The organism is Luteimonas abyssi (genome assembly GCF_001482195.1).
Taxonomy (GTDB): Bacteria; Pseudomonadota; Gammaproteobacteria; order Xanthomonadales; family Xanthomonadaceae; genus Luteimonas; species Luteimonas abyssi.
Genome location: NZ_KQ759763.1, coordinates 1,338,290 through 1,361,117 on the forward strand (window position 1 = coordinate 1,338,290; position 22,828 = coordinate 1,361,117).

Here is a 22,828-nt window from a genome sequence, read left to right on the forward strand (position 1 = left end):
GCCGTCATCCGGTGAGCGACTGGCAGCCCTCGGCATCGCTGGACACCCTGCGCCTGCGCGCTCGCCTCAACGCATCGTTGCGCGACTTCTTCGCCACCCGCGGCGTGCTGGAAGTCGAAACGCCGGTGCTGTCGGCGGCCGGCAACACCGAGCCCAACATCGCGTCGTTCTCGTTGGCCTTCAGCGGTCACCGCGACGCCGGGCCGTCGCAGCGCTGGCTGCGGACCTCGCCGGAGTATCCGCTCAAGCGATTGCTCGCGGCCGGTCTCGGCGATTGCTACGAACTCGGCCGCGTGTTCCGCGACGGCGAGGCAGGCGGCCGGCACAACCCGGAGTTCACCATGCTGGAGTGGTACCGGGTGGGCTGGGATCATCGTCGCCTGGCCGAGGAAGCCGCGCTGTTGGTGCAGAGCGCGCTGCGCCTGGTCGGGCGGTCGGCCGGTGTCCGGCATGTGTCGTACCGCGGGTTGTTCCGGGAAGCGCTGGGCCTGGACCCGATGCGTGCGGACGTGCCGGTGCTGCGCGAGGCGCTCGGCGACATCGGCGTCGTCGACGCCGCCGGCCTGACGCGCGACGACTGGCTCGACCTGCTGATGTCGCATCGCATCCAGCCGCAGTTCGCCGCGGACCAGTTGCTGGTCCTGCACGACTATCCGGCCTCGCAATGCATGCTGGCCCGGGTGCGCGACGACGACGGCGATCCGCACGACCCGGTGCCGGTCGCCGAGCGGTTCGAGCTGTTCCTCGGCCCGCTGGAACTGGCGAACGGCTATCACGAGCTGGCGGACGCGGCCGAGCAGGGCGCGCGGTTCGAACGGGAGCGTGCCGCACGCGCCACGCGGGGCGATGCGCTGCCGCCGGTCGATACGCGGCTGCTCGCGGCGCTGGACGCGGGCCTGCCCGATTGCGCCGGTGTGGCGCTGGGTGTGGATCGTCTGCTGATGGCACTGCTGGGAACGGTTTGCATCGCCGATGTCGTCGCGTTCGATTTCCGGCGCGCCTGAGCGCGTTCCGCGCCCATTTGTCGAAATGTTTACATGTCCCGTCACACGGCTTGTGTAGATTGTGCGCAGCGAATGGTGGTGCGGGGGAACGTGCATGATCCAGCGTAGGGTGGCGTTGACGCTGACAGTGCTTGGCATCGTGTTGGCGGGCAGCGGGTGCGCATTGACGTCCAAGTTCGGTTGGGGCGGCGACAAGCGTGCGACGCCGGAGGGGCCGGCGCGGGTGTTTTCCTGCGACTCTCGCGACCACCGCCGCAATTACTGCGCCGCGGATACGCGTCAGGGCATTCGCCTGCTGGAGCAGCGATCGTCGTTCGACTGCGTGCTGGGCAGCACCTGGGGCTACGACAATCGCAGCGTGTGGGTGGCGCGCGGTTGCAGCGCCGACTTCATCGAAGGCCCGTACGATCTCGCCGGCAAGGCGCCGGCCCAGCGTGTGCAGTGCGAGTCCCGCAACAACCGCATGACGCGCTGCAATGCGGTGGTGCACACCGGCGTCCGTCTGGTCGAGCCGTTGTCGGACACCCGCTGCGTGCAGCGCCAGAACTGGGGCTGGGACCGCACTGGCGTCTGGGTGTCGGGCGGGTGCGGCGCGATGTTCGAAGCGCAGTGAGCGGCATGGGGAGGGTGGTCCACGCGTCGCGGGCCGGTGCGGTTCATCGTCGCCGGATCTAGAATGGCGGCATGACCGATCCGATCGACCGCTCCCCCGGCGATACCGCCGACTTCGCCGATATCGACTACGCACGTTACGACCGGATCCGACCGATCCGATGGACGGGCGATGCGCTGGAACTGCTCGACCAGCGCAAGCTTCCGTTCGCCGTCGAGTACGTGCGCTGCGACACGTCCGATGCCGTCGCCGATGCGATCCATGCGCTGATCGTGCGCGGTGCGCCGGCGATCGGCATCGCCGCGGCCTGGGGTACGGTGCTCGCCGCACGCGCGCTCGAGGCGAGCGATGCGGCGGCCGCCGTCGATGCGATCGAGCCGGCCATGCAGCGCCTCAACGCGGCGCGACCGACCGCGGTGAACCTCGCCTGGGCCCTGGCCCGCATGCGCAAGGCGCTGGCCGGTGCGGTCGGTGATGAGGGGGCGGACGACTGGCGGCGCGTGCTGGAGCGCGAAGCCCAGGCGATCGCCGACGAGGATCTGGCCGCCAACCGTCGCATGGGCGAGCTGGGCGCGTCGCTGATCGCACCCGGCTCGGGCGTGCTCACCCACTGCAACACCGGCTCGCTGGCCACGGCGGGCTTCGGCACCGCGCTGGGCGTGATTCGTGCCGGTGTGGCGCAGGGCCGGGTGGGACGCGTGTTCGCCGACGAGACGCGGCCGTGGATGCAGGGGTCGCGGTTGACCGTCTGGGAGCTGCAGCAGGACGGCATCGATGCGACCCTGATCGCCGATGCGGCGGCCTCGCACCTGCTGCGCAACGGCGAGGTGGAGTGGGTCGTCGTCGGCGCGGACCGGATCTGCGCCAACGGCGACACCGCCAACAAGATCGGCACCTACCAGCTGGCGATCTCGGCGCGCTTCCACGGCAAGAAGTTCATGGTGGTCGCGCCGTCGTCGACGGTGGACATGCAGACGCCGTCCGGCGACCGCATCGAGATCGAGGAGCGCGATCCCGGCGAACTGCTGGGCGTGGGCGGCACCCGCACCGTGGCCGAGGGCGTGGCCGCCTGGAATCCGGTGTTCGATGTCACCCCGGCCGACCTGATCGACGCGATCGTGACCGAGAAGGGCATCGTCGAGCGGCCGGACACGGCGAAGATGCGTGAGGTCTTCGCACCCGGCGAGGCGCGGGACGCCTGACGCGAACGCCGTGGCATCCGCCCCGGATCCAGCCGGTTTCGTCCATCGCCTCGACCCCCGGCCGCGGCTCGCGGGACCGGTCGTGAGAATGGGATGGCCGGCGCGGGTGCGCGGGGCCGCTCGGATCCTGCGCCGGGGACACCCCGGGAGCGCCAGAATACCCGTAAGTCATTGTTTTTAGTCTGGATCGACTTGGGGCGAAGCGTCCCCGCGTGGTATCATCGCGTGTCTTTTTCCACGCGTTGCCGGCGGCCGGCACGCGACCCGCGCGGGTCTCTCCGCTGCGGCCGACACGCCGAACCGCGTAGCCAGGATGCAAGCACCCTCGATGGTCGATTCCGCGAAAGAAATCATTCCCGTCAATCTCGAAGACGAGATGCGCCGCAGCTACCTCGATTACGCCATGAGCGTGATCGTCGGGCGCGCGCTTCCGGACGTCCGAGACGGTCTCAAGCCGGTCCACCGCCGCGTCCTGTACGCGATGAACGAGCTCGGCGCGCACAGCAACAAGCCGTACTACAAGTCGGCGCGTATCGTCGGTGACGTGATCGGTAAGTACCACCCGCACGGCGACTCCGCGGTGTACGACACCCTGGTGCGCATGGCGCAGCCGTTCTCGCTGCGCTACATGCTCATCGACGGGCAGGGCAACTTCGGCTCGGTCGACGGCGACACCGCCGCGGCCATGCGTTACACCGAGGCGCGCATGTCGCGCCTGTCGCACGAGCTGATGGCCGACATCGACAAGGACACCGTCGATTTCCAGCCCAACTACGACGAGAAGGAGCTGGAGCCGTCGGTGTTGCCGGCGCGTGCGCCGAACCTGCTGATCAACGGCTCGGCCGGCATCGCGGTGGGCATGGCCACCAACATCCCGCCGCACAACCTCTCGGAAGTCATCGACGCGACCATCGCGGTGATCGACAACCCGGACATCGACATCGACGGCCTGCTCGAACTGGTGCCGGGCCCGGATTTCCCCACCGCCGGCATCATCAACGGCGTGGGCGGCATCCATCTGGCCTACCGCACCGGCCGCGGCCGCGTGCGCATGCGCGCCCGGGCCGAGATCGAAGTGACCGACAACGGGCGCGAGGCGATCGCGGTCTCGGAGATCCCGTACCAGGTCAACAAGGCGCGGCTGATCGAGAAGATCGCCGAGCTGGTCAAGGAAAAGAAGCTCGAAGGCATCAGCGAGCTGCGCGACGAGTCCGACAAGGACGGCATGCGCATCTACATCGAGGTCAAGCGCGGCGAGTCGGCCGAGGTGGTGCTCAACAACCTCTATCAGCAGACGCAGATGGAGTCGGTGTTCGGCATCAACATGGTGGCGATCGTCGGCGGCCGCCCGCAGCTGCTCAATCTCAAGCAGATCCTCGAAGCCTTCGTGCGCCACCGCCGCGAGGTGGTCACCCGCCGCACGATCTTCGAACTGCGCAAGGCGCGCCAGCGCGCGCACGTGCTCGAAGGCCTGACCGTCGCGCTGGCCAACATCGACGAGATGATCGAGCTGATCAAGACCTCGGCCAACCCGAACGAGGCGCGCGAGCGGATGCTCGCCCGGACCTGGGACCCCGGCCTGGTGGGCTCGCTGCTCGAGGCCGCCGGCGCCGAGGCGTCGCGGCCGGAAGACCTGCCGAAGGGCGTGGGCATGGTCGACGGCGGCGGCTACCAGCTCACCGAAGTCCAGGCGCAGCAGATCCTGGAAATGCGCCTTCACCGCCTGACCGGGCTGGAGCAGGACAAGCTCACCGACGAGTACCGTCAGCTGCTCGACACCATCCGCAGCCTGATCGAGATCCTCGAGAACCCCGACGTGCTGCTGGATGTGATCCGCACCGAGCTGCGCAACCTGAAGGAAGAGTTCGGCGACGCGCGGCGCAGCGAGATCCGTGCCAGCGAGGAGGACCTCGACATCCTCGACCTGATCGCCCCGGAAGACGTGGTGGTCACGCTGTCGCACGCCGGCTACGCCAAGCGCCAGCCGGTGACCGCCTACCGTGCGCAGAAGCGCGGCGGTCGCGGCCGCAACGCCGCGGCGACCAAGGACGAGGATTTCATCGACCAGCTGTGGCGGGTCAACACCCACGACACCCTGCTGACCTTCACCAGTGCCGGCCGCGTGTTCTGGCTGCCGGTGCACCAACTGCCCGATGCCGGGCCGAACGCCCGCGGTCGGCCGATCATCAACTGGATTCCGCTGGAGAATGGCGAGAAGGTGCAGGCCGTGGTGCCGGTGCGCGAGTACACCGAGGGGCACTACGTGTTCTTCGCCACCCGCAACGGCACGGTCAAGAAGACCCCGCTCAAGGAATTCGCCTTCCGGCTGCAGCGCGGCAAGATCGCGATCAACCTCGACGACGGCGACGCGCTGGTCGGCGCGGGCCTGACCGATGGTGGGCGCGACATCCTGTTGTTCGCCTCCAACGGCAAGGCCGTGCGTTTCGACGAGAACGCGGTGCGTTCGATGGGCCGCACCGCCACCGGCGTGCGCGGCATCCGTCTGGCCAAGGGCGAGTCGGTGGTGAGCCTGATCGTGGCCGAGTCGGCCGGCGACATGATCGAACACGACGGCGACGAGGCCGAGCAGGCCGAGACCGCGGCGCCGGCGAATGGCAACGGCGAGGCGGTCGAGGTCGAGCGCGACGACGAGCCCGATGCCTACATCCTCACCGCCACCGAGAACGGCTACGGCAAGCGCACCCGGCTGGGCGAGTACCCGCGCAAGGGCCGGGGCACCCAGGGCGTGATCGGCATCCAGACCACCGAGCGCAACGGCGCACTGGTGGCCGCGGTGCTGCTGAGCCGCCGCGACGAGGTGCTGCTGATCTCCGATGGTGGGACGCTGGTCCGCACCCGTGCGGCCGAGGTGTCCGTGGTCAGCCGCAACACCCAGGGCGTGACCCTGATGCGGGTATCCGACGGCGAGCGCCTGCAGGCGGTGGAGCGCGTGGACGCGTGCATCGACGATGCAGCGGACGGCGACGAAGTTGCGCTGGATGCGGGCGAGGTGGTCGCCCCTGATACGCAGGGCCCGACGACCCCCGAGGCCTGACGGCGGCGGATGCGTGGCGCCAGGCGCCTCGCATCCCGTGCAGCGGTCCACAAGACCGCCCACTCCGGTGGGCGGTTTTTTTTGGATGTCGTCCCATCACGGAAATGCCGACGGCAACGTGCGTCGGTGCCACGCTTCGCGTCCCTTCGTCGAGGCGCGCCGGTGGCGCACCACCAGGCAAGCGGACCTCCGAGGTGTGCGTCCGGCCGGCGACCCGGCCGATCCGCGATGCCGCCGGGGTCACCCCCGTACGTCAGTCCGTCGTCGTCTCGATGGCCCGACCCACCCGACTGCCCGTCTCGCGGCCGAGCGCGGCGGCCAGCCAGCGACCGGTGTCGGCCAGCGCCGGCAGATCGATGCCCGTGTCCAGGCCCATGCCGTGCAGCATGTAGACCACGTCCTCGCTGGCGACGTTGCCGCTGGCGCCGCGTGCGTAGGGGCAACCGCCGGTGCCGGCCACGGCGGCATCCACGACGCGCGCGCCGAGCTCCAGGCACGCGAGGATGTTCGCCAGGGCCTGGCCGTAGGTGTCGTGGAAGTGCAGGGCGAGCGCCCGGATCGGCAACTCGGCGGACACGGCGCGCAGCATCGTGGCGGCCCTGGCCGGCGTGCCGACGCCGATGGTGTCGCCCAGCGAGATCTCGTAGCAGCCCATGTCGTGCAACGCACGGGCGACGCGGACCACGTCGGTCAGCGGCACGTCGCCCTGGTAGGGGCAGCCGAGGACGGTCGACACGTAACCGCGCACGCGTACGCCGTCGGCGCGCGCGCGTTCGAGCACCGGCGCGAAACGCTGCAGCGATTCGTCGATGCCGGCATTGATGTTGGTGCGGTTGAACGCCTCCGAAGCCGCGGTGAAGACCGCGATTTCCTCCACGCCGACCGCCACCGCGCGTTCGTAGCCGGTGAGATTGGGCACCAGCACCGGATAGGCGATGCCCGGGCGTCGTTCGATACCGGTGAACACGTCGGCGGCATCGGCCAGCTGCGGCACCCACTTCGGGCTGACGAAGCTGGTGGCCTCGATGGTGCGCAGCCCGGTCCGGGCGAGGCGGTCGATCAGTTCGATCTTGGTCGCGGTGGGGACCTGGGTTTTCTCGTTCTGCAGGCCATCGCGCGGCGAGACCTCGACGATGCGGACGCTGTCGGTCATGGGGAGGAACTCCGGTGTCGGGGCGTGCCGTGCGCCTGGTAGTAGAAAGAGGAAGCGCGCGTGCGCGGTCAGGCCAGCCGGGCCAGCGTGGCGTCGGCCTCGACGAAATCGCCCGCGGCCACCGGCAGTTCCGCCAGTTCGCCGTCGCGCGGCGCCTTGACCGAGATCTCCATCTTCATCGCTTCCATCACCAGCAGTTCCTGGCCTGCGGCGACGGTATCGCCGACGGCCGCACGAACCACCACGATCCGGCCCGGCATCGGTGCGCGCAGATCGCCGGCGGCGGCACCGCCGTCGCCGCCACGGGTTTCGCGGGTGACGAAGACGAAGGCCTGACGGGCGTCGCCATCGTGAATCAGGACATGGTCGCCGTGCCCGCCGATGCGGAAGCGTCGGGCCTGGCCGTCCATGCGCAGCGACAGGGTGTCGCCGTCGAGGCGGGCACCGGCGATCTCGACCGCAGGCGCGTCGCCGATCGCGATGCGGCCCTGGCCGCCACGGCCGACCACATGCACGTCGAGCACGTCGTCGCCGTCGCGCAGACGCAGGCGGGTGCGATGGCCGGCCCGGCCGCCGCCGTGCCAGCCGTCGGCCAGCGCCCACGGCGAATGCGGATCGTCGTCGGTTCCGCGCGTGGCGGTCGAGTCCGTCGCGGCCGTGCCCGACCCATGGTGCAGCAGGCGTGCAGCGACCGCGGCGATGCGCCGCGCGCGCACGGCGTCGGCATCTTCCGGCGCCTTCAGCGCATCGTCGCGGCGGTCGAGATAGCCGGTGTCGATGGTGCCGTCGATCACCGCATCGTTGCGGACCAGACGCTCGAGGAAGACGAGGTTCGACTTCGGTCCCTCGATCTCGCAGGCCGCCAGCGCCTCGCGCAGGCGCGCCAGTGCACGCGGGCGGTCGCTGTCGTGGACGATCAGCTTTGCGATCATCGGGTCGTAGAAGATCGTCACCGTGTCGCCTTCCACCACGCCGGCATCCACGCGCACGTGGGCGTCGTCGGCGGGCAGGCGCAGGCGGGTGAGGGTGCCGGAGCCGGGCAGGAAGCCGGCGTCGGGGTCTTCGGCGTACAGGCGCAGCTCGATGGCGTGCCCCTGCTGGGCGATGGCGTCCTGCGCCAGCGGCAGCGGTTCGCCCGCGGCCACGCGCAACTGCCATTCGACTAGATCCAGCCCGGTGACCTGTTCGGTGACCGGATGCTCCACCTGCAGGCGGGTGTTGATCTCCATGAAGAAGAACTCGCCGCTCGGCGCGACGATGAACTCCACCGTGCCCGCATTGGCATAGTCGATGGCGTGCGCTGCGGCCACCGCGGCCTCGCCCATGCGCGTGCGCAGCTCGGAGGTCAGGAACGGGGAGGGCGATTCCTCCAGCACCTTCTGGTAACGGCGCTGCGCGGAGCACTCGCGCTCGAACAGGTGGATCGCGCGGCCGTCGTGATCGCCGAAGACCTGGATCTCGATGTGCCGCGGCTGTTCGATGTAGCGCTCGAGCAGGACACGATCGCGGCCGAACGCGTTCGCGGCTTCGCGCTTGCAGCTTTCGAGCGCGGCCTCGAAGGCGTCGGCTTCGCGCACGATGCGCATGCCTTTGCCGCCGCCGCCGTGTGCGGCCTTGATCATCAGCGGATAGCCGATGCGGTCGGCTTCGCGCGCCAGCGTGGCCGGCGTCTGATCCTCGCCGGTGTAGCCGGGCACCACCGGCACGCCGGCGGCCGCCATCAGGTCCTTGGCGCCGGCCTTGCTGCCCATCTTGCGCATGGACGTGCCGGACGGGCCGATGAAACGGATGCCGGCCGCGGCCACGGCATCGGCGAAGTCGGCGTTCTCGCTGAGGAAGCCGTAGCCGGGATGGATCGCCTCGGCGCCACGTGCGCGGGCGACCTCCAGGATCGCGTCGCCGCGCAGATAGCTGTCCTGCGGGCGCGGCCCACCGATCGGCCAGGCCTCGTCGGCCAGGCGAACATGTTGCGCGTCGGCATCGGCCTCGGAATACACGGCGATCGTGCGGATACCCAGCCTGCGGCACGTGCGGACGACGCGGCAGGCGATTTCGCCGCGATTGGCGATGAGGACGCTCGAAAACATGGTCTAGCTCTCCCCTTCGAGAGACGGGCGGGGAGGGGGTGGTGTCCGGGCCTGGTCGGCCAGCGCGCGCATGATCACTTCGATGACTCCCTTTGCATTCTTGAAAATCTCGTCGTTCCAGAACTTCGGCACGGTGAACCCTGCGGACCCGAGGCATTCGGTGCGGCGGACACCATTCCCTTTCCGGCCCTTCCCCCGCAGGAGAGGGCTCGAACGCTCATCCGCGTCCGTCCGCGTCCGGCGTCCGCTTCGCCCAGGCCGGCGTGCGCTTGTCGAGGAATGCGGACAGGCCTTCCTGGCCTTCCGCCGAAACGCGCAGGGTGGCGATGAGGGTGGCGTTGTCGTGGTCGCGGCGGTCGCGATCGGGCTGGGCCAGGACTTCGCGGACCAGGCGCTTGGCATCCGACGCGGCGAACGGCCCGGCCTTGAGCAGCAGGCCGATCTGGCGCTCGACCGTGGCGTCCAGTGCATCGGCGTCCACCACCTCGTGCAGCAGGCCCATCCGGTGCGCCTGTGCGGCATCGAACACCTCCGCGGTGGCGAACCAGCGCCGTGCCTGGCGCGCGCCGATGGCGGCGATCACGTAGGGCGAGATCACCGCCGGCAGCAGGCCGAGCCGGCTCTCGGTCAGGCCGAACTTCGCCTCGGGCACGCCGATGGCGATGTCGCAGCAGGCCACCAGGCCCACGCCGCCGCCGAAAGCGGCGCCGTGCACGCGGGCGATGGTCGGCTTGGGCAGTTCGTCGAGGGTGCGCATCAGTTGCGCCAGGCGCAATGCGTCCTCGCGGTTGTCGGCCTCGCTGGCCGTGGCCATGCCGCGCATCCAGTTGAGGTCGGCGCCGGCGGAGAACGATGCCCCGGCGCCCTCGATCACCACCACGCGCACGTCCGGATCCTGGGCCGCCGCCTCCAGTGCGGCGGTGAGCGCCGCGATCAGGCCGTCGTCGAAGGCGTTGTGGAGCTCGGGGCGGTCGAGGCGGAGCCTCGCCACTGCGCCGTCGCGCTGCACGTGCAGGGCCTGGGACATCGGGCATGATCCTTGTGGGCGATCCGGGGCCTCGATGATAACGGGCCGGCGCGCCCGCGCCGATGATCAGGCCGTCTGTCGCGAACGCGGTGACGATCCCGGGTCACGGTCTCCGCGCGCCGGGCGCGGCCGGACTCGACGGGAGCCGATCGGAACAACGGGCTCTGCCGGCCTAATGCCGGATCCCGCGTTTGACCGCCCGCGGCCCGCGGCGCTTGTCATGGGTCGGGACGACTTCGACCGACAGGCTGAAGGTGCGTTCGTCGCCGCCGAACATCGCGCCGACGCCGACCACCTGGCGGTTGATCTCCTGACCCTCGTCGTCGCGCACGACCAGCACGACCGAATACTCCCAGGCGCCACCCTCGGCGGGGTGGCGGATGGTGCCTTCGACCTGCAGCGCGGTCGTGGCGTCGCCGGCCGTGCTGGCCGGCGCATCGAAGCGGAGGTAGTGCCGGCACGACGGGCAGATCACCGCACTCTGCAGGATCGTCGTCTTGCAGTGCGGGCAGACGCGGGTCGCGCCTGCCTCGCCGGGCCGGCCATTGCTCACGAGGCGACGGCTTCGCGATCCGCCTTCGCATCCTTGGCGCTCGGGGTGCCCTTGTCCCTGGCGGACGCCGGCGCGTCTTCCCAGCCGCACTCGATGTGGCCGCGGATCTTGGCGCCGGACGCTACCGTCAGGGTGCCGGCCTTGAGATCGCCGGTGAGCGCCGAGCTGTCGAGCAGCTCCACGCGCTTGGCGGATTCGATGTTGCCTTCCAGATCGCCGGCCACCACGACCTTGTCGGCGCGCACGCCGCCGGTCAGCTTGGCGCCGCGTTCGATCGACAGGTTGCCCTGGACGTTGACGTCGCCCTTGAACTTGCCGGCGATCCGGACGTCGCCGGTGCCTTCGATCTTGCCCTCGATGGTGAGATTCGAGGCGATCAGTGATTCGCTGGCCTCGCTCTGCGCGGCCGCGCGCGGCGGGGCGCTCTGGCTGGGCCTGAAATCGGCTGGCGCGGGGGCGCTGGCGGACGGGGCCGGCGGCGGGTTGTCGCGAGCCGGCGGTGCGGGCTCGTTGGCGAAGGACGGGGTGTCCTTCTTCGCGCTTCCGGGCTGGTTGAAGATGGCCATCAAGAGAGCTCCTCGGCAGAACGGCAGTAAGCGCGTCGACCGGCGATGCTGCACGACCGGACGGCGGCGCGGAACGGGGCACGCGCAGTGCACGCGGCGGCGGGAGGCCGCTGGCCGAGACTAGCACGCGCGCATGACCGCCCGAATGTGACCGCGCTCACCAATTCGCCCAAAGCGCTCAATACGTTAGAAGCACCTGTTCAGTCCCAACCTGCGGTGCGTGCACGCCATGTCCACATCGCTTTCCGTCTGGACGTCACATGCGGAACACGCCGAACCTGGCCGGCTCGATGGGGGCGTTGAGCGAGGCCGAAATGCCCAGGCCCAGCACCCGGCGGGTGTCGGCGGGGTCGATGATGCCGTCGTCCCAGAGGCGGGCGGTGGCGTACCACGGGCTGCCCTGGCGCTCGTACTGGTCGCGGATGGGCGACTTGAACGCGTCCTCGTCGTCGGCGCTCCATGCGCCGCCCTTGCCCTCGATGCCGTCGCGCTTCACCGTCGCCAGCACGCTGGCCGCCTGCTCGCCGCCCATCACGCTGATCCGCGCGTTGGGCCACATCCACAGGAAGCGCGCACCGTAGGCGCGGCCGCACATGGCGTAGTTGCCGGCACCGAAGCTGCCGCCGATGACCACGGTGAACTTCGGCACGCTGGAACAGGCCACCGCGGTGACCATCTTCGCCCCGTCCTTGGCGATGCCGCCGTTCTCGTACTTGCGCCCGACCATGAAGCCGGTGATGTTCTGCAGGAACACCAGCGGGATCCCGCGCTGGTTGCACAGCTCGATGAAGTGCGCGCCCTTGAGCGCGCTCTCGCCGAACAGGATGCCGTTGTTGGCGACGATGCCCACCGGGTAGCCGTGGATGTGGGCGAAGCCGGTGACCAGGGTCTTGCCGTAGCGCGCCTTGAATTCCTGGAACTCGCTGCCGTCGACCACGCGCGCGATCACCTCGCGGATGTCGAACGGGCGCCGGGTGTCCTTGGGCACGATGCCGTAGAGCTCGTCGACGGGGTACCGCGGCGGCTGCGGTTCGCGCACCGCGACGGCGACCTGCTTGCGGCGGTTGAAGCTGCCGACGATGTCGCGCGCGATCTGCAGCGCGTGGCGGTCGTCCTCGGCGAAATGATCGGCCACGCCGGACACGCTGGTGTGCACGTCGGCGCCGCCGAGCGATTCGGCATCGACGACTTCGCCGGTGGCGGCCTTCACCAGCGGCGGGCCGCCGAGGAAGATCGTGCCCTGTTCCTTGACGATCACCGATTCGTCGCACATCGCCGGCACGTAGGCGCCGCCGGCGGTGCACGAGCCCATCACCACCGCGACCTGGGGAATGTTCTCGGCGCTCAGGCGGGCCTGGTTGTAGAAGATGCGGCCGAAGTGCTCGCGGTCCGGGAACACCTCGTCCTGCAGCGGCAGGAACGCGCCGCCCGAATCGACCAGGTACACGCAGGGCAGGCGGTTTTCGCGGGCGATCTCCTGCGCGCGCAGATGCTTCTTGACCGTCATCGGGAAGTAGGTGCCGCCCTTGACCGTGGCGTCGTTGGCGGCGATCACCACTTCCTGGCCCATGACCCGGCCGATGCCGCAGATCATCCCCGCCGCGGGTGCGGCGCCGTCGTACATCTCCTCGGCCGCAAGCGGCGCGATCTCCAGAAACGGCGAGCCGGGATCGAGCAGGGCGAGCACGCGCTCGCGCGGCGGCAGCTTGCCGCGCGCGGCATGCCGGGCCTGGGCCGCCTCGCCGCCGCCGGCCTCGGCGCGCTGCAGGCGCTGCGCGAGCTCGTCGGCGAGACCGCGGTGGTAATCGGCGTTCTCGCGGAACGCTTCGGAGCGGGCATCGATCTGGGTGGACAGGACCGGCATGGGCACGACTTCGAAGACGGGAAGCCGGCAAGGATAACCGCTGGCCGGCCGCGCTTCCGGATGGGCGGCCGGCGGCGACATGTCGGCGAGGGTCTGCGCGGACGGGAGGCTGTCCGGGTGTCGGCGCCAGGTGCGATCAGGCGCGGTATCGCGGTAAAGCGCGGGGCCCGCTGCTGCGGGCCCCGCGGCGACGGCATGGCGACGATGCTGCCGACGCGGCCGGCACGCGCCGCGTCGGCAGTCGCGATCAGTGGTCGTCGGTCCGTGCGTCGTGTGCGGCCTCGTCGGCACGGTCGGCCGCGCGGTCCAGCGCGTTCGAGGTGGCGCGTGCGCCGGACGCGGCGGCTTCCGACGTGTCGGCCGCGACCTCGCGTGCGGCGGCGCTGGTGCGGTCGCCAGCGCGGGCCATGGCTTCGCGACCATCGGCGGCGGCCTCGCGGCTGCGTGCGGCGGCGGCATCCGCACCGGACGAGATCGCCGCACCGGTCTCGTGGAGCGCCTCGGAGGCGGCGTCGCGGGCACGCTCGGCGGAGGCTTCGGCCTGCGCCGCATCGTTGCGGGCGGTGTCGGATTCCGGTTGGCAGGCAGACAGCGCCAGGGCGGCGGTGGCGGCGAGAACGATCAGCTTGGCTTGCATGGTGATGCTCCCGTAGGCCCGGAATGGGCGGTTGGCGGGCGCAGTTTTTGCCGCGAACGGTGAAGGGCGCGTTGACTTCGCGGCGCGCCATTCAGGTGGCGCGGGCAGCGCGGATACCGGCGGCGGATCCGCGCAACGAAACGAGATAACCGCCCGCACGTTCCGGACGCGGACCGCGACGCGGTGGCAGCGGCGATCCGGCGCGGTGTCCGGAAGCGGTTCCGATGCCACGCGATGAACCGCCGTGCGCGGAAAATAAAAAAGGACCGCCGTTTTCACGGCGGTCCTTTCGATCGCTACAACGTGCGGGATCGAATCCCGCAGCGCCGAATTACAGCTGCGGCTCTTCGTCGGCAGCCTGCTCGGCGTTGTCGGCAGCGTCCTCGGCCACGTCGGCAGCAGCCTCGGCAGCGTCGGCAGCGGCGTCGGCAGCGTCGTCGGTGGCAGCGGCGGTGGCGTCGGCAGCCGCGTCAGCGGCGGTGTCGGCGGCCAGAGCGGCGGTGTCGGCCGACTCCTGGGCCAGATCGCCCGCGGTGCCCGCGGTCGCGTCGGCCTGGGCCTGAGCCTCGGCAGCGGCGTCGGCGGCGTCAGCCGCGGCGTCCTGGGCGGAGTTCTGGTTCGAGCAAGCAGCCAGGGCGAAACCCATAGCCAGGGCCAGCAGAGCCTTGTTGATGGACATGTTGATTTCCTCGTCGTGGTTTGAACAAAACGCGCCTGAATCGCGCGCCGGGCAACATCATGACAATCGGATGATGGGTGTCAAGCGGGCGCTTGATTTTTTTCGTAAAGAGCCCGTTAACCGCATTCACACGACCTCGACAGCGATCGCCGTGGCCTCTCCGCCGCCGATACACAGGGAAGCGATTCCACGCTTGAGATTACGCGCTTTCAGGGCATGGATCAGGGTCACCACCAGGCGGGTGCCGGAGGCGCCGATCGGGTGCCCGAGCGCGCACGCGCCGCCGTTGACATTCAGCTTCTGGTGGGGGATTCCGAGGTCTTTCATGGGCGCCATCGCGACGCAGGCGAAGGCTTCGTTGACCTCGAACAGGTCCACATCCTCCACGCGCCAGCCGGCGCGCTCCAGCACGCTGCGGATCGCCGCCACCGGGGCGGTGGTGAACAATTCCGGCGCCTGGGCATGGCCGGCATGGGCCACGATCCGGGCCAGCGGCTGCAGGCCGCGGCGGGCGGCGTCGTCGGCGCCCATCAGCACCGTGGCCGCGGCGCCGTCGGAGATCTTCGACGACGAGGCGGCGGTCAGCCGGCCCTCCTTGCCGAATGCCGGGCGCAGGCCGGGAATGCGCGAGACGTCGATCTTGCCCGGCTCCTCGTCGGTCCCGACCACGGTGTCGCCCTTGCGGCCCTTGACCGTCACCGGAACGATCTCGCCCTTGAACGCGCCGTCGGCGATCGCCTTCTGCGCGCGCTCGGCGCTTTCGGTCGAGAACGCATCGAGATCCTCGCGGCTGAGGTCGTAGCTCACGCAGGTCTGGTCGCCGAACACGCCCATCGCCTTGCCGTCGTACGGGTTGGTCAGGCCGTCCCAGGCCATGTGGTCGAGCATCTCGGCGTTGCCGTAACGGATGCCGGTGCGCGAGCCGTTGAGCACGTGCGGCGCATTGGTCATCGACTCCATGCCGCCGGCGACGACGACGGCGCTGGAGCCGGCCTTGATCAGATCGTGACCGAACATGATCGCCTTCATGCCCGAGCCGCAGACCTTGTTGATGGTGGTGCAGCCGGCGGCATCCGGGATACCGGCCGCGCGCGAGGCCTGACGCGCAGGCGCCTGGCCGAGGCCTGCCGGCAGCACGCAGCCCATGATGACTTCGTCGACCTGGTCGGCCGCGAGGCCGGCATGCTCGAGCGCACCCTGGATGGCGGTCGCGCCGAGGGTGGGCGTCGGCACGCCGGTGAACTGACCCAGGAAGGAACCGATGGCCGTGCGCTTGGCGCCGACGATGACGACATCTTGCATAGGGGTAACTCCGATCTGGCCCCGGGGGGCAGGGTGTCCGGCCATTATCCGCGCCGGGCATGGGCACGGGCAAACCGACAGGGGTTCGGCCCATCGGCCTGCGGCACGGCCGCCGCCACGGACATGCAGACCGGAACGAGCGCCGGTGCCGCGTGCCGGGACGTGAACGCGCAGCAGCGGCGTCCGTGCTGGCGGCGGCGCCGCATGCCGGGTATAGATGGGCGACGCGATGGAGCGTGGCTTGATTGGGGAAAGGTGATGTCGGGAACCGGAACGACGGCCGGGCGTGCCGTGCGCAGATCGCTGCTCGCCGTGTCGATCGCGACCCTGTTGGTCGCGTGCGGCGGTGGCGGCGGTGGGAACCGTGGCGAGACGCCGGCGCCGCCGCCCGAACCGCCACCGCCCCCGGCGCCGCCGCCGACCGTGGTCGAGCCGCCGGATCCCGCCTTCAGCCGCCACCTCGAACTGACCAATGCCTATCCGGCGCTGGACATGGGCCTGACCGGTGCGGGCGTGGTGGTCGGCGTGGTCGACAGCGGCGTCAACCGCGACCACCCGAGTCTGGTCGGGCGGGTCAACGACAACCTGGTCTATCTCGATCCGAACCGGAACGACCTGTCCGTCGACGACAAGGTCGGGCACGGCACGGCGGTGGCGCAGATCATCGCCGGCACGCCCTTCGGCGCCTGGCCCGGCGGTCTGGCGCAGGGGGCGGAAATCGTCTCGGCGCGCATCATCGGCGACACCCGGCCCGACGACGACGGCAGCGGCGACGGCAATGCCGTCGACGGCGCGCTCGGGCTGGCGTCGGTCCATCGCGACCTGATCAATCGCGACGTGCGGATCATGAACAACTCCTGGGGTGGCTTGTACTGGGACGATGCGCGGGCGACCGCGCCGATCGCCGAGGAGTACCGGCCCTTCATCGTCCAGCACGGCGGCCTGGTGGTCTTCGCCGCGGGCAACCGCGAGCCGGGCGACGCCCTGGCGCTGACCGACATGGCCGGCCTGCCCAGCCAGCTCGGTCCGGACGGCACCACGCCCGCCGCGGATCTCGAGCGCGGCTGGCTGGCGGTGGTGGCGGTGGACACCGATCGGCCGAGCGAACTGGCGTCGTTTTCGCGCACCTGCGCCTACGCGATGCACTATTGCCTGGCCGCGCCGGGGACGGTGATCGTCACCGGCACCGACGACGCGCCGGACCAGCCCGACTACTGGCAATGGAGCGGCACCTCGTTCGCGGCGCCTGCCGTCTCCGGCGCGGCCGCGCTGGTGTGGGAGGCGTTCCCGTACTTCGATGCCGACCTGGTCCGGCAGACCCTGCTCGGCACCGCCACCGACATCGGCGCGCCGGGTGTCGACGAGGTGTTCGGCTATGGCCTGCTCGATGTCGGCAAGGCGATCCAGGGACCCGGCCGTTTCGACTGGGGCCGGGTCACGGTGCGGTTGGACAACGTCGAGTCGGTGTGGTCGAACGACATCGCCGGCGCGGGCGGCCTGACCAAGCGCGGCAACGGCCTGCTCGAACTCGCCGGCGACAACGCGTATCGCGGCAGCACCCGGGTGGAGGGCGGCACCCTGGCGGTGACCGGCACGCTGCGGGCGTCGGACGTGATCGTCGCCCCGGCAGGCACGCTCGGGGGCGGGGGTCGCGTGGGCGGCGACGTGATCAACGACGGCACCCTCGCGCTCGATACCGGCGAAGGCTTCGCCGTCGGCGGCGACTACACCCAGGGCGCCAGCGGCCGGTTGTCGGTCACCGTCGGTCACGGCGCGCTCGAGGTCGCCGGCGATGCGCAACTGGCCGGTACCGCGCACGTCGCGGGCGTGCGCCAGGGATACCGGCACCGCGGACGCGAGGACATCCTGCGCGTCGACGGCAGCCTGAGCGGCCGCTTCGACCAGGTGACCTACGATGCCGCGCGGGTGTTCTTCGACGGCATCGTGCGCTACGGCGCGCAATCGGCCTGGCTCGACATCATTCGCCTCGACGTACTGAGCACCGCGACCGCGATGGGGGGCATGAGCCCGGCCTCGCTCGGCGCCGCGGCGCGGGTGGAGGACGCGTTCCGGCGCATCGACGACCAGCTCGACGGGCGCCCGGGCGCGGGCGCGGTGACCGATGGCTTCATCGGTGCGGCCGGCGCGTTCCAGGCCATCGGCGACGTCGCCACCGCGCGCGCCGCGCTGGCGAGCCTGTCGGGCGAAGCGCATGCGCTGGCGTCGAGCGCCGCGTTCGACACCGTCGACATCACCCGGCGCGCGCTGTCCACGCAGTTGACCGGCAGCCTGGACCGGCCGTCGATTGGCGGTGCCTGGCAGACGCGCCTCGGCGAGGGCGGCGAGGGCGGTTTCGCGAGCGGACGAACCGCGTTGCAGGGCTTCCTGATCGGTCAGGACATGCGGCTGGCCAATGGCCTGGTGGCCGGTCTTGCGTTCGGCGAAACCCGGGCCGACAGCCGCCGCGACGACAGCGGCGATCGCGGTCGCGACCGGCAGGTGCAGGCCAGCCTGTACGCCGGCCAGACGTTCGGCGCCGCGCACGTGATCGGCCAGGTCGGCGTGGGCCGCTTCGACCGCGACCTGCGCCGCGACCTGTTCACCGGCGCTGGCTGGTCGGGCGTGCACAGCGCGTACTCCGGCGAGACCTTCAACGCCGCGGTCGAGGGCGGCTATCGCGTCGCCCTCGGTGCGGATGCGCAGCTGACGCCGTATCTGGGTGCGGAGTACACCCGGCTGGCGAGCGACGGCTTCGAGGAACTAGGTGCCGACGGATTCGGCCTGCGCGCGGATGCCTGGCGCTCGAGCCGCAGCCAGGCGATCGCGGGCGTGCGCGGCGCGTGGACCGGCGCCTGGGCCGCGCGTGCGTGGACGCTCGGCGGCTATGCCGAGTGGCAGCAGACGCTGTCGGCGGACGGGCTGGAGGTGGCGGCGCGGTTCGTCGGTGCCGACGCCTGGTCGCCGCTGGCCGGCTTCCAGCCCGAACGCTCGGGCGGCCTGTTCGGTCTCGGTCTGCAGACGCAGCTGGGCGGCAATGCCGCGGCTGGCTTCGGCTACGACCAGCGCTTCGGCCCGCGTGGCAGCGACCGCATGGTGTCGCTGCGTTACGTGCAGGGGTTCTGACGCGGGGGAGCGCCCTCATCCGGCGCTGCGCGCCACCTTCTCCCGCAGGCGGGAGAAGGGAAGGGCGGAGGCGGCGCGGCTATGGCTCTTCTCGCGCGAGCGCGACGAGAGAGGAGGGACACAGGTGGTGTTGCCGTGACCCTTCTCCCGCTTGCGGGAGAAGGGAAGAACGTACGCGGCGCTGCTGTGGCTCTTCTCTTCGGGAGGAAGGAGGGGCGACGGCGGCGCTGCCTTCTCGCGTAAGCGCGACGAAAAGGGATGGGTGCAGGCGGTGTTGCCGTGACCCTTCTCCCGCTTGCGGGAGAAGGTGCCCCGAAGGGGCGGATGAGGGCACGTCGGTCAGGCGCGGCCTTCGTACAGTTCCCGGCCGATCAGCATGCGGCGGATCTCGTTGGTGCCGGCGCCGATCTCGTAGAGCTTGGCGTCGCGCAGGATGCGCCCGGTCGGGTACTCGTTGATGTAGCCGTTGCCGCCCAGCGTCTGGATGGCCTCCAGCGCCACGCGCACCGCGGACTCCGAGGCGTGCAGCAGGCAGCTGGCCGCATCCACGCGCGAGTCGTGGCCGCCGTCGTAGTCGCGCGCCACCTGGTAGGCGAACGCGCGGCTGGACTGCAGCGCGGTGTACATGTCGGCGATCTTCGCCTGCATGATCCCGAACGTGCCGATGGCGGCATCGAACTGCTTGCGCTCGCGCACGTAGGGCAGGGCGATATCGAGTGCGGCCTGCATCAGGCCCAGCGGACCGCCGGTCAGCACCAGGCGCTCGGTATTGAGGCCGCGCATCAGCACGCGCACGCCCTGGTGCACTTCGCCCAGCACGTTCGCCTGCGGGATCTCGCAGTCCTCGAACACCAGTTCGCAGGTGTTGGAGCCGCGCATGCCCAGCTTGTCCAGCTTCTGTGCGGTGCGGAAGCCGGGCATGCCCTTCTCGACCAGGAACGCGGTCATGCAGCGGCTGCCCGCGTCCTTGCCGGCGGTGCGCATGTAGACGATCAGCACGTCGGCCTCGGGGCCGTTGGTGATCCACATCTTGTTGCCGTTGGCGACCCAGACATCGCCCCGCAGCTCGGCCCGGCAGCTCATCGAGCCGACCACGTCGGAGCCCGCACCCGGCTCGCTCATCGCCAGTGCGCCTTTCCACTCGCCGCTGCACAGCTTCGGCAGGTAGGTCTCGCGCTGCGCGGCGGTGCCGTTGGCGTAGAGGTTGGACACGCACAGGTTGGAGTGCGCGCCGTAGGACAGGCCCACCGAACCGGACGCGCGCGAGATCTCCTCCATCGCCACCATGTGAGCCAGGTAGCCCATCTCGCTGCCGCCGTACTCGCCCGGCACGGTCATGCCCAGCAGACCCAGCTCGCCGAGCTTGGGCCACAGGTCCTGCGGGAAGACGTTGTCGTGGTCGATCGCGTCCGCACGCGGCGCGATCTCGGCTTCGGCGAACCGCCGCACGGCATCGCGAAGCGCGTCGAGGTCTTCGCCCAGGGGAAAGGTGCGCATACGGCAGGGTCCGCGTCTGGAAACCCCGCATTGTAGAGCAGCGGCCGCCGGCATCCGTCATGCCGGCACGGCCGGCCCGATGGGGACGGGACGACCGCGGCCGAGACAGCCGAGCAGCCGACCGGTGGCTCAGTGCGCCGCGAAGTGGACCAGCGGGCGGTCGTTGAGCGGCTGCACCTTGCGGTTGTTGTGGCTGTAGCGCGCGTTGAAGCCGGCGATCTGGTCGGCCGACAGCGTCACCGGCGTGTCGAGCACATACCACTCGACGTTCTCGGTCAGCGGCGGCGTGGTCAGCGAGCCGAGGTAATGGTGGTAGCTCTTGTCGCGCGGCAGCATGATCGCGATGTCCTCGCGTTCGATCTCGCCCTCGCTGGCATCGCCGAGCGCATCGAGCACCTCGCCGGCGAGCGCGTTCGCCTCGCCCTCGACGTACATCACGCCGACCACCGCCAGACGTCCGTCCTGGGCCTTGAACACGAAATGGCCTTCGAGCGGGAACGATTCGCCGTCGATGGTGTGCTCGCTGGCGGCGTGGAAATGGAACTGCATCAGCTCGAAATGGCGGCCGCGGATCAGGGCGTCGGGCCCGTGCGCCTCCACTTCGACCGCATGGCCGTTGTCGACGATGCGCAGCGTGGCGACGGTGTCGCGCAGCTCGATCGACTGCACTTCCTGGAGGTCGCCGTCGATGGCGACGCCACGCTGGATGTCGATCGGCGATTGCGCCAGTGCGGCCGGATACTGCCATTGCTCCTGGCGGTCGTAGTCGTACTGTTGCGCGGCGGCGGTGGTGATGGCGCCGAGCAGGGCGAGACCGAGCAGGGCGCGCTGGAACGTGCGGGACATGGAAACTCCGAGGTGAAGGGGTAGGAGCGCCCGGGACCGGGCCCGGCTACGCTACGCCCGTCCACACGGGCCCGCCATGCCCATTCTGGCGGTTTCCTTCGCCGCAACGCAGGACGCCACCCGAAGGTGGCGTCCCTGGCGACACGGTGTGGGCAGCGCGGTCAGGCGCCGCGCACGCGGCCCTGGAAGCGCGGACGCGCACGGCCCAGCGGCAGCTTCAGCTTGCCGATGATCTCGATGCGCTCCTCGGCCAGACGGTCGGCCGCGCGGTAGGTCGGGATGCCGTCGCGCTCGGCGATCTCGAAGATGCGGGTGAGGTTGTGGTAGATCGTGCGCATCATCCGCATCGCGCGCTCGCGGTTGTAGCCGTCGATCTCCAGCGACACGTTCATCACGCCGCCGGCGTTCACCGCGTAGTCCGGCGCGTAGAGGATGCCGCGTTTCTCGACTTCGTCGCCGATGGCATTCGTGGCCAGCTGGTTGTTGGCCGCGCCGCAGATGATCTTCGCCTTCAGGCGCGGCAGGGTGTCCTCGTTGACGGTGCCGCCCAGGGCGCAGGGCGAATACACGTCGGCCTCGACGTCGTAGATCTCGTCCAGGCCCACGGCCTCGGCGCCGTACTCGTTGACCGCACGCGCGACGCGGTCGGCGTTGATGTCGGTCACGAACACCTTCGCGCCGCGCTCGGTGAGCAGCTTCACGAACTCGATGCCGACGTGGCCCAGGCCCTGCACGGCGTAGCTGTAGTTGCCGACTTCCTCGTTGCCGTACTTGCGGTTGAGCGTGGCCAGCAGGCCCTGCATCGTGCCGTAGGCGGTGAACGGCGACGGATCGCCCGAGCCGCCGTGGACCTGGTGCACGCCGGTGACGTACTCGGTCTCGCGGTAGACGAACTCCATGTCGTTGACGTCGATGCCCACGTCCTCGGCGGTGATGTAGCGACCGCCCAGCGACTCCACGAACTGGCCGAACGAACGGAACAGCGCCTCGGACTTGTCGGTGGCCGGATCGCCGATGATCACCGCCTTGCCGCCGCCGATGTTCAGGCCGGCCACGGCGTTCTTGTAGGTCATGCCGCGCGACAGGCGCAGCACGTCGTTCAGCGCGTCCTGCTCGCTCTTGTACGGCCACATGCGGGTGCCGCCCAGGGCCGGGCCGAGCACGGTGTTGTGGATGGCGATGATGGCCTTCAGGCCCGCATCCTTGTTGTGGCAGAACACGACCTGCTCGTGGCCGTAGGTGTCGAGGTGTTCGAAAATCATCACAAACTCCGCTGCGGCGCTGGTCGCATGGGCGAGCCCGCCGTTCGCTGTGGTGGTAGAAGAGGTGGCGCGCTGCGGCGGCAGTGAAGGGCCCGCCGATGGGGGCGGCATGATACGCCGGTCACACCACAAAAGCCCGTTCCGCCGGGTACGGCGCCGGTAACACGTGACGCGCTGCGGTGCAGCAAAATCAAGGAGATAGTGCCATTTTCGATGTGTGGCGCGGCGCCCGGCGGCCGCGCGGAGGCTGAACGCCCGCCGAGTCGATGGATGGCGCGGTGCAGCATTCGACGATCGAGAAATGCCCTTCCCCCGCTCGCGGGGGAAGGTGCCCGAAGGGCGGATGGGGGCACGCCGG

The 22,828-nt window shown here is 70.2% G+C and carries 18 protein-coding genes; 5 read left to right on the forward strand and 13 right to left on the reverse strand.

Annotated features, from left to right (window positions below; all coding sequences use genetic code 11):
- The first annotated feature begins 11 nt into the window (after positions 1 to 11).
- From epmA to gyrA, 4 genes are all read left to right on the forward strand, one after another.
- Entirely contained in the window at positions 12 to 1,004 is a 993-nt protein-coding gene (gene epmA / locus RG19_RS05515) for an EF-P lysine aminoacylase EpmA (RefSeq protein WP_058834396.1), read from the forward strand.
- A 94-nt stretch (positions 1,005 to 1,098) separates the two neighbouring features.
- Positions 1,099 to 1,617, forward strand: a complete 519-nt coding sequence (locus tag RG19_RS05520) for a DUF3011 domain-containing protein (RefSeq protein ID WP_082672494.1) — start codon at positions 1,099 to 1,101, stop codon at positions 1,615 to 1,617.
- 71 nt (positions 1,618 to 1,688) lie between these two features.
- Positions 1,689 to 2,819 (forward strand): S-methyl-5-thioribose-1-phosphate isomerase, encoded by a 1,131-nt coding sequence (gene mtnA, locus RG19_RS05525; RefSeq protein WP_058834398.1) that lies wholly within the window; start codon positions 1,689 to 1,691, stop codon positions 2,817 to 2,819.
- Between the two features lie 328 nt (positions 2,820 to 3,147).
- Complete coding sequence (gene gyrA, locus RG19_RS05530) at positions 3,148 to 5,874, forward strand: DNA gyrase subunit A (protein WP_058834399.1); 2,727 nt, start codon at positions 3,148 to 3,150, stop codon at positions 5,872 to 5,874.
- Positions 5,875 to 6,127: 253 nt separating this feature from the next.
- Here gyrA and RG19_RS05535 read toward each other — a convergent pair whose 3' ends face one another.
- From RG19_RS05535 to RG19_RS05575, 10 genes are all read right to left on the reverse strand, one after another.
- Positions 6,128 to 7,027 carry a hydroxymethylglutaryl-CoA lyase gene (locus RG19_RS05535; protein ID WP_058834400.1) on the reverse strand — a complete coding sequence of 300 codons (900 nt, stop codon included), beginning with the start codon at positions 7,025 to 7,027 and terminating at the stop codon, positions 6,128 to 6,130.
- A gap of 68 nt (positions 7,028 to 7,095) precedes the next feature.
- Positions 7,096 to 9,114 carry an acetyl/propionyl/methylcrotonyl-CoA carboxylase subunit alpha gene (locus tag RG19_RS05540; RefSeq protein WP_058834401.1) on the reverse strand — a complete coding sequence of 673 codons (2,019 nt, stop codon included), beginning with the start codon at positions 9,112 to 9,114 and terminating at the stop codon, positions 7,096 to 7,098.
- A gap of 3 nt (positions 9,115 to 9,117) precedes the next feature.
- Positions 9,118 to 9,315: a DUF559 domain-containing protein gene (locus RG19_RS18485; protein WP_425599721.1), complete on the reverse strand. Its 198-nt coding sequence runs from the start codon at positions 9,313 to 9,315 to the stop codon at positions 9,118 to 9,120.
- 16 nt (positions 9,316 to 9,331) lie between these two features.
- Positions 9,332 to 10,141, reverse strand: a complete 810-nt coding sequence (locus tag RG19_RS05545; protein ID WP_058834402.1) for an enoyl-CoA hydratase-related protein — start codon at positions 10,139 to 10,141, stop codon at positions 9,332 to 9,334.
- 172 nt (positions 10,142 to 10,313) lie between these two features.
- Positions 10,314 to 10,694, reverse strand: coding sequence for a hypothetical protein (locus tag RG19_RS05550; protein WP_058834403.1), 381 nt, complete (start codon positions 10,692 to 10,694; stop codon positions 10,314 to 10,316).
- The gene (locus RG19_RS05555) at positions 10,691 to 11,260 is read right to left on the reverse strand and encodes a bactofilin family protein (protein ID WP_058834404.1); all 570 of its coding nucleotides are present in this window, start codon (positions 11,258 to 11,260) and stop codon (positions 10,691 to 10,693) included. Before RG19_RS05555 ends, RG19_RS05550 begins: the two co-directional genes overlap by 4 nt.
- 256 nt (positions 11,261 to 11,516) lie before the next feature.
- Positions 11,517 to 13,124, reverse strand: a complete 1,608-nt coding sequence (locus tag RG19_RS05560; protein ID WP_058834405.1) for a carboxyl transferase domain-containing protein — start codon at positions 13,122 to 13,124, stop codon at positions 11,517 to 11,519.
- Positions 13,125 to 13,371: 247 nt separating this feature from the next.
- Positions 13,372 to 14,040 (reverse strand): hypothetical protein, encoded by a 669-nt coding sequence (locus RG19_RS18170; protein WP_238376590.1) that lies wholly within the window; start codon positions 14,038 to 14,040, stop codon positions 13,372 to 13,374.
- A gap of 52 nt (positions 14,041 to 14,092) precedes the next feature.
- Positions 14,093 to 14,440: a hypothetical protein gene (locus tag RG19_RS05570; protein WP_058834407.1), complete on the reverse strand. Its 348-nt coding sequence runs from the start codon at positions 14,438 to 14,440 to the stop codon at positions 14,093 to 14,095.
- A gap of 126 nt (positions 14,441 to 14,566) precedes the next feature.
- Positions 14,567 to 15,742 carry a thiolase family protein gene (locus tag RG19_RS05575; protein WP_058834408.1) on the reverse strand — a complete coding sequence of 392 codons (1,176 nt, stop codon included), beginning with the start codon at positions 15,740 to 15,742 and terminating at the stop codon, positions 14,567 to 14,569.
- A 258-nt stretch (positions 15,743 to 16,000) separates the two neighbouring features.
- Here RG19_RS05575 and RG19_RS05580 point away from each other — a divergent pair, with 258 nt between their 5' ends.
- Positions 16,001 to 18,865 (forward strand): S8 family serine peptidase, encoded by a 2,865-nt coding sequence (locus RG19_RS05580; RefSeq protein WP_058834409.1) that lies wholly within the window; start codon positions 16,001 to 16,003, stop codon positions 18,863 to 18,865.
- A gap of 339 nt (positions 18,866 to 19,204) precedes the next feature.
- On the opposite strand, the gene RG19_RS05585 is transcribed toward RG19_RS05580, so the two are convergent.
- The 3 genes from RG19_RS05585 to RG19_RS05595 form a co-directional block, all read right to left on the reverse strand.
- Positions 19,205 to 20,362 carry an isovaleryl-CoA dehydrogenase gene (locus RG19_RS05585; RefSeq protein ID WP_058834410.1) on the reverse strand — a complete coding sequence of 386 codons (1,158 nt, stop codon included), beginning with the start codon at positions 20,360 to 20,362 and terminating at the stop codon, positions 19,205 to 19,207.
- A gap of 129 nt (positions 20,363 to 20,491) precedes the next feature.
- A complete protein-coding gene (locus RG19_RS05590) occupies positions 20,492 to 21,208 on the reverse strand; it encodes a carbonic anhydrase family protein (protein WP_058834411.1) in 717 nt (238 codons plus the stop codon).
- Positions 21,209 to 21,369: 161 nt separating this feature from the next.
- A complete protein-coding gene (locus tag RG19_RS05595; RefSeq protein WP_058834412.1) occupies positions 21,370 to 22,470 on the reverse strand; it encodes a Glu/Leu/Phe/Val dehydrogenase dimerization domain-containing protein in 1,101 nt (366 codons plus the stop codon).
- Between the last annotated feature and the right edge of the window lie 358 nt (positions 22,471 to 22,828).

Coding starts and splice junctions, on each gene's coding strand:
- RG19_RS05595 (WP_058834412.1), bottom strand. CDS start 22,470: ATGATTTTCGAACACCTCGACACCTACGGCCACGAGCAGGTCGTGTTC.
- RG19_RS05585 (WP_058834410.1), bottom strand. CDS start 20,362: ATGCGCACCTTTCCCCTGGGCGAAGACCTCGACGCGCTTCGCGATGCC.
- RG19_RS05570 (WP_058834407.1), bottom strand. CDS start 14,440: ATGTCCATCAACAAGGCTCTGCTGGCCCTGGCTATGGGTTTCGCCCTG.
- RG19_RS05545 (WP_058834402.1), bottom strand. CDS start 10,141: ATGTCCCAGGCCCTGCACGTGCAGCGCGACGGCGCAGTGGCGAGGCTC.
- RG19_RS05520 (WP_082672494.1), top strand. CDS start 1,099: ATGATCCAGCGTAGGGTGGCGTTGACGCTGACAGTGCTTGGCATCGTG.
- RG19_RS05560 (WP_058834405.1), bottom strand. CDS start 13,124: ATGCCGGTCCTGTCCACCCAGATCGATGCCCGCTCCGAAGCGTTCCGC.
- RG19_RS05590 (WP_058834411.1), bottom strand. CDS start 21,208: ATGTCCCGCACGTTCCAGCGCGCCCTGCTCGGTCTCGCCCTGCTCGGC.
- mtnA (WP_058834398.1), top strand. CDS start 1,689: ATGACCGATCCGATCGACCGCTCCCCCGGCGATACCGCCGACTTCGCC.
- RG19_RS05555 (WP_058834404.1), bottom strand. CDS start 11,260: ATGGCCATCTTCAACCAGCCCGGAAGCGCGAAGAAGGACACCCCGTCC.
- RG19_RS05575 (WP_058834408.1), bottom strand. CDS start 15,742: ATGCAAGATGTCGTCATCGTCGGCGCCAAGCGCACGGCCATCGGTTCC.
- RG19_RS05535 (WP_058834400.1), bottom strand. CDS start 7,027: ATGACCGACAGCGTCCGCATCGTCGAGGTCTCGCCGCGCGATGGCCTG.
- RG19_RS05540 (WP_058834401.1), bottom strand. CDS start 9,114: ATGTTTTCGAGCGTCCTCATCGCCAATCGCGGCGAAATCGCCTGCCGC.
- gyrA (WP_058834399.1), top strand. CDS start 3,148: ATGGTCGATTCCGCGAAAGAAATCATTCCCGTCAATCTCGAAGACGAG.
- RG19_RS05580 (WP_058834409.1), top strand. CDS start 16,001: ATGTCGGGAACCGGAACGACGGCCGGGCGTGCCGTGCGCAGATCGCTG.